The 12,247-nt window shown below is 70.5% G+C and carries 13 protein-coding genes; 2 read left to right on the forward strand and 11 right to left on the reverse strand.

The genetic code is table 11. The features are described from left to right. Window positions 1-28 precede the first annotated feature (28 nt). From L3V18_RS07730 to arfB, 3 genes are all read right to left on the reverse strand, one after another. Entirely contained in the window at window positions 29-1,438 is a 1,410-nt protein-coding gene (locus L3V18_RS07730) for a glycosyltransferase (protein WP_237054093.1), read from the reverse strand. Between the two features lie 231 nt (window positions 1,439-1,669). Beyond that, on the reverse strand, window positions 1,670-2,230 hold the full coding sequence (locus L3V18_RS07735) for a lysophospholipid acyltransferase family protein (RefSeq protein WP_237054236.1): 561 nt from the start codon (window positions 2,228-2,230) through the stop codon (window positions 1,670-1,672). Window positions 2,231-2,276: 46 nt separating this feature from the next. Further along, the gene (gene arfB / locus L3V18_RS07740) at window positions 2,277-2,696 is read right to left on the reverse strand and encodes an alternative ribosome rescue aminoacyl-tRNA hydrolase ArfB (RefSeq protein ID WP_237054094.1); all 420 of its coding nucleotides are present in this window, start codon (window positions 2,694-2,696) and stop codon (window positions 2,277-2,279) included. A gap of 203 nt (window positions 2,697-2,899) precedes the next feature. On the opposite strand from arfB, the gene L3V18_RS07745 reads away from it, so the two are divergent. Continuing rightward, on the forward strand, window positions 2,900-3,427 hold the full coding sequence (locus L3V18_RS07745; RefSeq protein WP_237054095.1) for a DUF2059 domain-containing protein: 528 nt from the start codon (window positions 2,900-2,902) through the stop codon (window positions 3,425-3,427). Between the two features lie 69 nt (window positions 3,428-3,496). On the opposite strand, the gene L3V18_RS07750 is transcribed toward L3V18_RS07745, so the two are convergent. The 6 genes from L3V18_RS07750 to oleC form a co-directional block, all read right to left on the reverse strand. Then, window positions 3,497-4,234 (reverse strand): pseudouridine synthase, encoded by a 738-nt coding sequence (locus L3V18_RS07750; protein ID WP_237054096.1) that lies wholly within the window; start codon window positions 4,232-4,234, stop codon window positions 3,497-3,499. 157 nt (window positions 4,235-4,391) lie between these two features. Beyond that, window positions 4,392-6,080: a ubiquinone biosynthesis regulatory protein kinase UbiB gene (gene ubiB, locus L3V18_RS07755; RefSeq protein ID WP_237054097.1), complete on the reverse strand. Its 1,689-nt coding sequence runs from the start codon at window positions 6,078-6,080 to the stop codon at window positions 4,392-4,394. Beyond that, entirely contained in the window at window positions 6,077-6,742 is a 666-nt protein-coding gene (locus L3V18_RS07760) for a ubiquinone biosynthesis accessory factor UbiJ (RefSeq protein ID WP_237054098.1), read from the reverse strand. The genes ubiB and L3V18_RS07760 overlap by 4 nt, the downstream gene beginning before the upstream one ends. Before the next feature lie 77 nt (window positions 6,743-6,819). Continuing rightward, entirely contained in the window at window positions 6,820-6,975 is a 156-nt protein-coding gene (locus tag L3V18_RS07765) for a DUF1328 domain-containing protein (protein WP_237054099.1), read from the reverse strand. A 69-nt stretch (window positions 6,976-7,044) separates the two neighbouring features. Then, on the reverse strand, window positions 7,045-8,058 hold the full coding sequence (gene oleD / locus L3V18_RS07770) for a 2-alkyl-3-oxoalkanoate reductase (RefSeq protein WP_237054100.1): 1,014 nt from the start codon (window positions 8,056-8,058) through the stop codon (window positions 7,045-7,047). 93 nt (window positions 8,059-8,151) lie between these two features. Continuing rightward, a complete protein-coding gene (gene oleC, locus L3V18_RS07775; protein ID WP_237054101.1) occupies window positions 8,152-9,852 on the reverse strand; it encodes an olefin beta-lactone synthetase in 1,701 nt (566 codons plus the stop codon). A 187-nt stretch (window positions 9,853-10,039) separates the two neighbouring features. Here oleC and L3V18_RS07780 point away from each other — a divergent pair, with 187 nt between their 5' ends. Continuing rightward, window positions 10,040-10,447 (forward strand): YkgJ family cysteine cluster protein, encoded by a 408-nt coding sequence (locus tag L3V18_RS07780; protein ID WP_237054102.1) that lies wholly within the window; start codon window positions 10,040-10,042, stop codon window positions 10,445-10,447. Between the two features lie 52 nt (window positions 10,448-10,499). Here L3V18_RS07780 and L3V18_RS07785 read toward each other — a convergent pair whose 3' ends face one another. Beyond that, window positions 10,500-11,426: an alpha/beta fold hydrolase gene (locus L3V18_RS07785; protein WP_237054103.1), complete on the reverse strand. Its 927-nt coding sequence runs from the start codon at window positions 11,424-11,426 to the stop codon at window positions 10,500-10,502. Window positions 11,427-11,557: 131 nt separating this feature from the next. After that, window positions 11,558-12,244: a phospholipase D-like domain-containing protein gene (locus L3V18_RS07790; RefSeq protein ID WP_237054104.1), complete on the reverse strand. Its 687-nt coding sequence runs from the start codon at window positions 12,242-12,244 to the stop codon at window positions 11,558-11,560. Between the last annotated feature and the right edge of the window lie 3 nt (window positions 12,245-12,247).

Raw genomic sequence — 12,247 nt, forward strand, 5'->3', positions numbered from 1 at the left:
GCCGCCCGGCCGTGCGCCTCGGCCGGGCTCAGGCCGTCCGCCGCAGTCGCAGCAGCACGGGCGGCAAGCGCAGCAGGCAGGCGACGACGATCAGCAGGTCGGAGAACATCAGCAGAGCGCGCAACGGAACGCTGGACACCGCCTTGCCGAGCACGGCAAGACGTTCGCCCCGCAGTGCGGTGGCCACCACCAGCGCGATCCATACGGCGGCATCGGCCAGCAGCAGACCTGCCGCCGCGCCGGCCTGGCCGAGCGCGACAAGCGCCAACGCCAGCGCCGGAACCAGCACCTTCTCCAGCGCAGTCGCCGCCTGCGCCCACCCGATCGGCCGGCCCTGTTCGCGGGTCAGGCGCTCGCCGAACGGCTGCCGATAGGCTTCCACCGCGCGGCGCGACTCCACACCGGAACGTGGCCCGTGGCGCTGCCGCGCATGCCAGCGCCGCCACGCGCGCCGCGGCCACTTCAATGGACTGCGGATCAGGGCATCGAACTCGGCGCAGCTTTGCAGGTAGGCCGAGGTCGCTCGGCACTGGCTGGCCGGCAGATCGCCGAGCGACACCGCGGGCGCGTGCGCATGCACGTCGGGCAGCCGTGCGTTGCGATAGCCCTCGTTGTTCAGCGCCATCGCCACGAACAGGTCGGGCTGGCCGGTAATGCCGTCGCCGTAGACCGGCTCGAAGCGGTCGAACACATCCTTCAGATAGCCGCGGCGATAGGCGGTCGCTCGGCCGCAGGCGACCGCAACGCCACCGAACAGCGCCATCTGCCCGCGCTCGAGGAAGTTCTGCTGGAAACGGCCGGCACAGTCGCGGAATGCGGCGCCCAGCCATGCAGCCAGGCGGCGCAGGCGGTCCCCGCACAGGCGCGGATCGATGTACGGGTCGCCGGCGACCCACTGCAGGAACGTGTCGCTCCCGGCCCAGCGGCGGCGATCGCCGGCCGTGCCTGGCCTGCAGATGCCCGCCGCGCTGGCGACGCCGACGCCTTCGTACAGCGCCTGCACGCAGCGACGGATGTAGTCGCGCGACTCGAGCACCACATCGGCGTCGAGCACGAACAGCACGTCGCCGTCCAGCTCCCGCGCCTGGCGCTTCAGGGTCGGCGCCTTGCCGAGCGACCACTTGCGCTCGATGACCTCCAGCTCCAGCGCGTTGGCGAGCGCGAACTCCGAAGCGATCCGTGCGGCATGGTCGCCCTGGACACCGCCGTCATCGATCAGGATCACGCGCCGGAACGGGTGGTCCTGGGTCAGCAGGGAGGCCAGGCAATAGGCGATGTCCGGCTGGTGTCCGTCGGCGTGGATGACGACGTCGACGGTCGCACGCCGCCAGTCTTCGGTCGGGGTCGGGACCGTCCGCTCCGGCCCGCGCAGCAGCCCGAACGCACTGATCAGTGCATTCGGTCCGAGCGCGCACAGGCAGTGGGCGGTCGCAGGCACGACTCAGCCGCCCTGCGCCGCGACGCGACGGGGTAGCGCCGTTCCGGATGCGCGAAGCCTTGGGACCGGTCGCATCGGAGCCTCCTTCGGGACGTTGGGGATCGGGTTTGTTGAGATACCCGTCACAGGAGTGACGCAAAAAACATGCCATTCCGGGCACCTCGGCGCCCGCGGCCGCGCAGCCGGCGACGAACGGCGGGCACGGCGTTGGCGGAAAGGACCGCGGAGCGGTTACACCGTGCCCCGGTTGCGGCCGATCCACGGGCGGTACCAGGTGCGGATGCGGGCCATGTCCGCGGCCGGATCATCGCTGGTCTCGAACACTTCGCCGATCCCGATCACCCGCTCGGGATAGTGGAAATAGGCCGCCAGCACCGGAACGCCGGCTGCGCGGGCGATCTTCAGGAAGCCCGACTTCCATTCCCTGACCGGTTTGCGGGTGCCTTCCGGAGCGATCACGAACCAGATCCGCTCGGCCGCACGGATCATCTCCGCCGCCTGCTCGACCATCCCGCGCGGCGCCCGGCGATCGATCGGAATCGCGCCCAGCCGCCGCAGCAATGGTCCGAGCGGCCACCAGAACAGCTGATGCTTGCCCAGCACCCGCACGTCCAGCCCCAGCGCGATCTTCGCGGCGAAACCCCAGATGCCATCCCAGTTCGACGAGTGCGGCGCCGCGATCACCACCAGCTTGGGAATATCAGGGATGTTGCCGACCACCCGCCAGCCGCCCAGCCGCAGCACCGTGCGGCCGAGCCAGCGGGTGAAACGGTTGGGACGAACCCTCGGCATCGAAGGCGGAATGTGCGGCAACAGCGCGGCTTCGTCGACCAAGCCTCTACTCCCAGTCCTGCGGCGAACGGCCGCGCTTGATGGTACTGCGCTGGCGCTTCTCGCCCAGCCGGCGCTCCCGCGCGGCCCGGCTCGGGCGGGTCGCGATGCGCGGCCTGGGCGCGTGCAGGCCGGCTTCGATGAAGGCGGCCAGACGCTCGCGGGCGTCTTCGCGATTGCGCTCCTGGGTGCGGAAGCGCTGCGCGCTGATCACCAGCACGCCCTCGCCGGTCATGCGTCGATCGCGACGGGCCAGCAGGCGCGCGCGCACCGGCTCGGGCAGTGCGGCCGAACCGGCCACGTCGAAGCGCAGCTCCACCGCGGTCGCGACCTTGTTGACGTTCTGCCCGCCCGGCCCGGCGGCGCGCACGAAGCGCTCGACCAGCTCGGCTTCGGGGATCGAGATGTGGGCGACGTTGATGGTCATCGACGTGGTGCCACGGCAAGGCCGCGGCGACTGGAAAGCGGACGGAAACGGTATCGGATCGGAGCGGATTCTTGGTGAAAGCGCGTGGGCGATTGTAGGGCCTGCCGCAGGATTCACGGCACTTCGCGCGGCCAGCGCATGGCTTGACGGCGATCACACTTGCGCCGAGGATGCCGCTTCGCTCATTGCAATGGAACCGCACGATGACACTTCGCACGACCCTGCGCACCGCCCTGCTGGCCCTGTTGCTGGCCGCCCCGGGCGCCTTCGCCGCGCCGCCCAGCGACGCCCAGGTCGACCGGCTGATGGAGCTGACCCGGGCCCGCGACACCCTGGAGGCGATGTGGCCGCAGCTGGAAGCGATGCAACGGCAGATCGCCGAACAGGCGCTGGCCGGCTCCGGCAAGACCCTGGACAAGGGGCAGCGCGCCGAACTCGACGCAATGCTGGAGCGGCAGCTGCGCACGATGCAGTCGGCGATGAGCTGGGAGCACCTGGAGCCGATCTACCGCGAGATCTACCAGCAGACCTTCGAGTCCGAGGACGTGGACGCGATGATCGCGTTCTACGAGAGCGAGGCCGGCCAGAAGCTGATCGCCAAGACCCCGCAACTGATGCAGAACACGATGCGGGCGACACAGCGCATGATCGCGCCGATGCTGGAGGAGATGCAACGCGACATCCAGGCCGCGGCCGACGCCGCTGGCGGCAAGGACAGCGCCGCCGACTGAGCATTGCCGGAACGACGGCGGGACGATGTGGGCGGCGGTCGCCGCCGCCGTCCGCGCCTCGGTCCCGGGTTACTTCGGCGGCATCTCGGGCGAACGCACGGCCAGATCCGGATCGGCAGGCTGGCCGAACAGGGCCAGTGCCTTCGCCAGGCCTGCGTCCGGCGGCGCGATCGCTTCGATCCGCGCCCCGGTCAGCGGATGCGCGAAGGCCAGCCGCCGCGCGTGAAGCAGCATCCGGTGGATGCCCATCATCCGGAATGCGCGGTTGTGGCGGCCGTCGCCATGGCTGGTGTCACCGATCAGGTGATGGGAGGCGTGCTTGAGGTGGCGGCGGATCTGGCGGAAGCGGCCCGTTTCGAGGGTGGCTTCGAGCAGCGAGTAGCGCGAGGTCGGAAAGCCTGCCGACGGCAGATCCAGTTCCGCCGTCGCCAGACGCCGGAAGCGGGTCAATGCCGGCTTCTTCAGCGGCTTGCCGGGGCCGCCGTCGAGCGGGTGGTCGATCTCGAAGACTTCTTCGGTCCAGCCGCGGCAGATCGCCCAATAGACCTTCTCGACCTCGCGCGACATCAACACCTTGCCCAGCGCGGAAGCGGTGTCGCGGTCGAACGCGAGCAGCAGGCAGCCACTGGTTGCGCGGTCGAGCCGGTGCACGAGGAAGATCGGCCGCGCGAACTGTTCGCGCAGGCGGTCGGCGGCGAAGTCGCTCTCGCCGCGCGCCAGCGCGCTGTCGTGGACCATCAGCCCGGCGGGCTTGTCGACGACGGCGAGGGCCTGGTCCTGGTGGAGGACCGGCAACTCCAGTTCCATCACGTCCCCATCCCGCCGTCGGAGCGGCCGCCGAAGCATCGAAAGCCGCGATGGAGCCCGCACGGGACGGCCCGATCGCGGCTCACGCCGCTCGTACGGTCGATGCCATCGACGTTGCTACGGTCTGCCTCATGAAGACCGTCAGAATGGCGACTCATCACCGCCGTGGCCACGCGGCCAGCAGCGCCCAGACGCCGCCGAGCGCGGCGATCCACGCCGGCGCCGGCACCGACAACCAGCTCGGCCCGCCCGCCTCCAGCGCATACAGCACCGCCGCGACGATCAGCAGGCCGGTGCCGAGCAGGGCGGCGACGGTGCGCCGCTGCAGGTCCTTGACTGCTCGGGTCAGCTCGGCGAGGTCGCGCGAGCGCATCTGCAGACTGTGTTCGCCGTCGACCTGCTGGCGCAGCCACGCATGCAGCAGGCGCGGCATCTCCGGCGCACGGGTGACCAGCTCCGGCAGGCGCTTGCGGAACTCGCCGAGCAGCCTTTGCGGGCTGTAGCGCTCGACCAGGATCTTCGACAGCACCGGCCGCGCCACCGCCCAGATGTCGAGCTTCGGATCGAGCAGGCGGCCGACGCCCTCGATGTTGAGCAGGGTCTTCTGCAGCAGGATCAGCTGCGGCTGCAGGGTCAGCTCGTAGCGCCGGGCGACCCGGAACAGCTTCATCAGCACCTCGGCCAGCGAGATCTCGCTCAGCGGGCGGGTGAAGTACGGCTCGCAGACCGAGCGCGCGGCCGCTTCCAACTCGTCGATGCGGATGTGCGCGGGCATCCAGCCGGCCTGCACGTGCAGCTCGGCGATGCGGCGATAGTCGCGGTTGAAGATCGCCATGAAGTTCTCGGCGAGGTAGTACTGGTCCTCGTCCGAAAGCTGGCCCATGATCCCGAAATCCAGCGCGATGAAGCGCGGGTTGCCGCGCCGGGCCGGATCGGCATCGACCCAGATGTTGCCGGCATGCGCGTCGGCATGGAAGAAGTTGTCGCGGAACACCTGGGTGTAGAACACGCGCACGCCCTTCGCCGCCAGCGCACGGCGGTCGATGCCCGCCGCGTCCAGCGCCTCGACGTCGTCGGACGGGATGCCGTGCACGCGTTCGAGCGTCAGTACGCGCTCGGCGGTGTGGCTCCAGATCACCTCCGGCACGTACAGATCGTCGCTGCAGCGTCCGTCGGGCAGGGTCCAGAACCGGCGCAGCACGCTGGCGTTGGCGCCCTCGCGCTGCAGGTCCAGTTCCGCGGCGAGGGTGTTCTCGACCTCGTCCACGACCTCGCGCGGACGGATCTTGTCGGCGTTGGGATGGGTGCGGTCGACCAGCGCGGCGAGCGCTCCGAGCAGGGCGATGTCGCCGGCGATCTGTTTCTCGATCCCGGGCCGCAGCACCTTCACCACGACCTCGCGCGGCGGCCTGCCATCGATCGCCGGCAGGGTCGCGGCATGCACCTGGGCGATCGACGCCGAGGCCAGCGGCGTGGTATCGAACGAGGTGAACGCTTCGGTGACCGGACGCTCGAGCGCGCCTTCGACGATCGCGCGCGCGAGCTCGCCGTCGAACGGCGCGACCCGGTCCTGCAGCAGCGACAGCTCGTCGGCGACATCCTGCGGAATCAGGTCGCGGCGCGTCGACAGGATCTGTCCGAACTTGACGAAGATGGGCCCCAGGTCCTGCAACGCCATGCGCAGGCGGGCGCCGCGCGATTCGGCGGCGATCGCCTGGGGGGCACCCGGCACGAACGGCCGCGCCAGTTTCAGCCAGCGTTCCGCGGGTGTCCCGTCGAGCAGATCGTCGAGGCGGTAGCGCAGCAGCACGCGGCCGATGCGCCAGGCGCGCAGCGCGGACTTCACGCGCCGCCTCCGTCGTGCCCCGCGGACTGGCGCAGGCGCGCGACGCGCACGGCGAGCCGCTCGGCAGCGTCGTTGAGGGCGTCGACATCGTCGTGGAACGCGTTGAGCTCGTCGCGACCGACCACGTCGCGCGATTCCTCGGTCAGGAACTCGGCGGCGTTGGCCGCGAACGCCGCGCCGGCGCCGCGTGCGTGCCGCAGACCGCTGGCGAGCGCTCCGGCGACCTGCACCCCGAGCACTTCGCCGAACACCGCGACGAACGGCTGCTGCCAGTCTGGATCGAAGCGTTCGGCCAGCCGCTGCAAGCGACGCGCGAGATCGGCGTCGCCCTCGATCCTCAACTGACCGACCGGAGGCGCGCTGTCCTCGCGGCGGCCCCCTCCGATCAGGCCGGGCAGCTGCGAGACCAGCCCGGACAGCGTCGTTCGCACCGACAGATCGGGCGCGTCGGCGACCGGGCCGACCTCCAGGCGCTCACCGGCGACGCGCACCTGCAGCGCCAGCGGCGGCGCGGCCAGATGCATCGACACGCGGCGCCCATCGAGCGCGCGCAGGCTTTCGCGGGTATCCGGATCGAGGGCGAGCGCACGATTGAGCGCGGTTTCGAGCACGCGCCCGGCGGCGGGCTTGAGGCTGTCCAGGGGAGAGCGCGGGAAATTCATCCGCGCATTCTAGGGGCTGCCGACGGATACGGGGCCAGCCGGCCCCGCATTCCCGTTCAACCGGGCCCTGGAGCGGGTCAGGCTCTCCTGCGGAAGAACGAGATGGCCGCCAGCACCAGGAAGACGACGAACAGGATCCAGGCGATGTTGGTCGCCGCGCCGGCGATGCCGGAGAACCCGAGCACGGCGGCAATGATCGCGATGACGAAGAACACGATGGCGTAGTGGAGCATGGCGCACCTCCCGGGCCGGTCCCGCGGTCGTGCCGGATTGGCACGCGACGAGCATCGCCCGCGGGGGCGTTAGCTCCCGGTGACCGACGCGTGTGCGGAGCCGGCAGCCTTCAGCCTCGTGAATCCCTCGTCAATGGACACGCGCGGCACGTAGCCGAAGTCGCGCCTGGCCGGTTCCATCGAGTACCAGTGGGTGGTCGCCAGCTGTTCGGCCAGGAAGCGCGTCATCGGCGGTTCGCCCTTCAGCGGCAGCAGGTTCCAAAGGCCCTCGCAGACCACCCCGGCCGCGTAGGCGACGCCGAACGGCAGCGATCCGTCCACCGTCGGCGCCCCGGCCGCCGCAAGCAGGCCGTTGACGATCTCGCGCAGCGGCCGTGGCTCGCCGTTGCTGATGAAATACGCGCGGCCGGCGCAGGCGCTGCCCGGCGCCAGGTGCTCGAAGGCATCGAGGTGGGCCTGGGCGGCGTTGTCGATGTAGGTGGTGTCGATCAGGTTGTGGCCACCGCCGACCAGCCGCAGCCGTCCCGCCTTCGCGCGTTCGACCAGGCGCGGCAGCAACTGGTTGTCGCCCGGCCCCCATATCAGTCGCGGTCGCAGGGCGACCGTCGCCAGCGTGGCCGAGTTCGCACGCAGCACCGCTTTTTCCGCCAGCAGCTTGGTCGAGGCGTACGGCGCCTTGAGGCCCTCGCCGTACGGCACGCTGTCGGCGGTGCCGCCCTCGACCGGGTGGGTGGCGCGGTGGGTCACGCTGGGCGTGGAGGTGTACACCAGCCGGCCGATCCCGTGCACGCGGCAGGCGGCGATCACGTTGTCGGTGCCGATCACGTTGGCGTCGTAATAGCTTTCGTAGCTGCCCCAGGCGCCGGCCTTGGCCGCGTTGTGGAACACCGCCGCGCAGCCTTGAGCGGCGGCGATCACCGCATCGCGGTCGGCGAGATCACCGCGCACCTGCTCGACGCCGATGCGCTCCAGCGCGTCGTAGTGGCCGCGGTTGTAGCTGACCACGTGATGGCCGCGTTCGCGCAGGCCGCGGCACAGCGCCTGCCCGAGGAAACCACCGCCGCCGGTAACCAGGATTTTCATCTGCTGCCAGCCCCGTACCGCTGTTGCCCTGAATCCGATATCGCTCCGGCCCGCCCCGCGAGCTGCCGGCGCTCCCCTTCGATCCACTCGCGCCTACGCCTGGCGTGCCGCCCAGTCCGCGAGCTTCTCGCGTCCGATTTTCGCATTGTGGCGGATGTCGACCGGGAATCCCGAGTGGCGCAGGAAGCGGTCGATGCCGGCGCAGTGCGGATGGGCCGCGCCGAGCGCACGCAGCTCGCGTTCGATCCGCGGCCATTCGCGCATGGGTACGCCATCGGCCAGCTCCACGCACAGTACCGGCAGCCGGATCCGTCCGCCGTCGACGGCGACCCCGACCAGGGCGGTGCGGCGAACCTGCGGATGGGCGTTGAACACCGGCTCGACCTGCTCGGTGTACAGCGGCCCGGCGGCGGTCTCGACGCGGTGCGACTTGCGCCCGCAGAACCACAGCCTGCCCTGTGCATCGAAGTAACCGACATCGCCCATCCGGTGGACGATGCGGATGCTGCCGTCCGCCAGCGTCTCGCGGATCTTCGCCAGCCGGGTCTGCGTGTCGCGGTTGAAATAGGTGTCGGTCGCGGTCGGCCCGGCGACGGTGATCTCGCCGATCGCGCCGACCGGCAGCACTTCCGCCTGCGGCCAGTCCTCGATCGCGTCGTCGCGGATACGGACGATGCGGACCTCGTTCGGCGGCACCGGGCGGCCGACGCAGGTGCCGGCGCCGGACTCGGTGGCGGTGCGGGTAGCCTCCAGCTCCCGCCCTTCGATCACCGCGACCGGCAGGCACTCGGTCGCACCGTACGGCGTCCAGAACCGCGCATCGGCCGGCAACAGCGTGCGCATCTTCGCCACGACCCCGGCCGGGACCGGCGCTCCGGCCGAGGTGACCCGCCTGAGCGTCGGCAGCGGCGCGCCGAAATCGGCGAGCACCTTCATCAGCGCCGGCGACCCGAACAGCTGGTCGACGCCGAAGCGCGCGATCGCGTCGTGCAGGCGGCGCGGATCGGCCTGCGCGGGCCGGGTCGGGTCCATGTCAGGGATCACCGAGGTCAGCCCCAGCGCCGGGTCGAACAGCGCGAAGGGCGGGAAGGTCGGCAGGTCGACCCCGCCGGGCTGGATTCCGAACGCCTCGCGCATCAGCGCGATCTGGGCGACGAAGTGGCGGTGCCGGTAGACGACGCCCTTCGGCACGCCGGTCGAGCCGCTGGTGAATACGACGGCGGCGACCTCGTCCGGCGCGGTGTCGGCCAGCTGCGGCCCGGCGCCATGCCCGTCCGTCTCGACCCGCGCCAGGGTCGCATCGGCCAGCCAGGCGCGGCGACCCGTGGTGATCCGTACCCGTGCCGATTTCGCCCAACCCAGCAGCACACGTGCGAACTGCGCCAGCGGAATGCCGATGAAGGCCTCGGCCTGCGCCTCGGCCAGGCACTGCTTCAACGCCCGCCTGTCGATGCCTGGATCGACCAGCACGGGCACCGCGCCGGCCTTGAACAGCGCGAACATCAGCAGGAAGAACTCCGGCGACGGCCGCACCATCACCACCGTGCGGGTGCCGCGGCCGACGCCGTGGCGCGCCAGGCCGGCGGCGATCGCGTCGCTGCGGGCGTCCAGGTCGCGGTAGCTCAGCTCCAGGTCGTAACCGGCCAGGCCGTCGCTCCCGCGCCTGCCGGGGCAACGCATCGCCACGCGCTCCGGCGCCTCGGCGGCGAGCCGCGGCAGGCTTGCGGCGATATTGCAGGGTGAGGAGCCGCGCTCAGCCGATGCCCTATCGGCATCGGCTGCGGCTCCGGACACCCGGCCATGGAGGGCCGGGCCGGGCGGTCCGTCAGGGTTTTGGGGTTGCGCCATGGATGGCAGTTGCCAGGTTCATCGAAGCACCCATTGTCGCCGCTCGCGGCGGCACTTGCGCACGGCCGCGGAACTCCCAAAATTCCGCCACCCCCGAACGCATCCGCCCCTGCCGACAACCCGGACCGCGGCCATGAGCCACCCCTGCCTCACCTGCGGCGCCTGCTGCGCCCACTTCCGTGTGTCCTTCCACTGGGCCGAGACCACGCCCACCCTGGGCGGGACCGTTCCGGAGGCGCTGACCGAGCGCTTCGACCATCACCGCGTGGTGATGCGCGGCACATCGTCCAAGACGCCGCGCTGTATCGCCCTGGATGCCGAAATCGGCGTGTATTCGCGCTGTTCGATCCACGAGATCAAGCCCAGCGTCTGCCGCGAGGTCCCGGCGTCGTGGGAGTATGGAGAGCCCAGCCCGCAGTGCGACAAGGCCCGCATCGCCCATGGCATGCCGGTGCTGAGCCCGGCCGACTGGGACTTCCCGACCGAACCCACCGAGCCCCCGACCGAGCCGCCGGCACCTGTCGCGCCACTGGCGGCCTGACCGGCCTTCCGCCGTCACTCCCGGCGCGGCCCGGGATCACGGGCCAGGCAGGCTACAGCGGATGCCGATCCAGGAAACTGCGGATTGCCGGCACCAGCTCGTCGGCCTTGTCCTGCAGCACGTAGTGGTTGGCGTCCTCGAATGCATGCACCTCGGCATCCGGCAGCGCCGCGACGAAACCGTCGAGGAAATGACGGTCGAACACGAAGTCGCGCAGGCCCCAACCGATGAACACCGGGCGGTCGTTGTATCCGGGCAGCACCCGCGCCGACTCGACCAGCAGCGGCCAGGCGCGATCGCCCTCGCCCAGCGGAATGTCCTGCATGAAACGCAGGGTGGCGATCGCGTTGCGCCAGCCGTCGTAGGGTGCCTCGAACGCGCGCCGCACCTCGCGCGGCATGCGCTTCTCCACGCCCAGGCGGGTCGCACCGCGCGCGAACAGGTTGAACGCGCGGATCATGAAACCGCCGACCCGAGAATCGCGACCCAGCGACAACTGCCACGGCATCGGCTTGGCCGCCGGCAGCGGGAACGCCGCGGTGTTGAGGATCACCAACCGCCGCACCCGCTCGCGCCGGGACAACGCCCAGCCGAAGCCGATCATCCCGCCCCAGTCGTGCACCGCCAGCGTTACCGGCCCGGTCACGCCAAGGTGCTGCAGCAGCGCTTCGAGATCGTCGATGCGCGATTGCAGGGTGTATTCGTAGGCATCGTCGCCGGGGCGGTCGGACAGGCCCATGCCGACATGGTCGGGCACGATGCAGCGGTACGCCTTGCCTTGAGCAGGATCCGAAAGCCCGGACACCAGCCGACGCCAGTAGTAGCTCCATGACGGATTGCCGTGCAGCATCACGACCACTTCGGGGGGCGTCACCTCCCCGTCGCGCGGCCCCTCGTCGAGATAGCTCATCGTGACCCCGGGACGGACCTCGAAGCGCTTCGGGGTGAACGGGTACTCGGGGTAGGCGGCTGCGGACATCATGGGCTCGGCGGCGACCCGGGCGGGTCGGGGGGCGCCATTATCCCGTCCCCGCGCCACCGCGCCCAGTTCGGCGGCATTCCGGCTCCAGGCTCCCGGCGCAGACGGCGATCGATGCGCACCATGGCAGATCAGCCCGCGTAGCGCGCCCACAGCGCCTCGAACTGGCCGGCGTAGCAGCGCACCAGGTGGGCGTTGTCGGTGACCGCCAGGTTCTCCTGGTTGTGAACGCTGGCGCTGCGGGTCCAGTTGAAGCTGCCGTTGGCGAGCATCCGGCCGTCGAACAGCGCGAACTTGTGGTGCATGTGATGAGGCGTGTCGTCCAGCCGCACCGGCACTCCGCGTTCGCGCAGCCAGCCGACATCGTTGCCGGTGTCGTACATCTTGTCGTTGTCGCTGATCACCCTCACCCGCACGCCACGCGCGTGCGCGTCGAGGATCGCTGCACGCAGGCGGTCGTCCGAGATGGTGTACACGCAGATGTCGATCGTCGCACGCGCGTCGCGGCACAGCTCACGCAGCTTGCGCAGGCAGCTGTCGCCCGGCGTGAAGCAGGCGGTCGATTCCACCGTCGCCACCGCGGTCGCGGTGTCCAGGGTCTTGACCACCTGTTCCAGCCACTTGAGCAGGGCGAGCGTGTCCTGCGGCTGCGTCTGCAGGCCTTCGCGCACCATCGCGAACGCGCGGTTGCGCAGGTAGCGGACGCGCTCGCGGTCGATCCGTTCGCCGAGCCGGCGAAGCTCGTCGCGTTCGTCGTTGTCGAGACGCTGATCGTCGAGGCTTTCGCGCAACTGGCGGTCGAGCTGGTCGAAATCCATCTC

Origin of the sequence: Marilutibacter chinensis, from assembly GCF_021725675.1 — a bacterium.
Lineage (GTDB): Bacteria > Pseudomonadota > Gammaproteobacteria > Xanthomonadales > Xanthomonadaceae > Marilutibacter > Marilutibacter chinensis.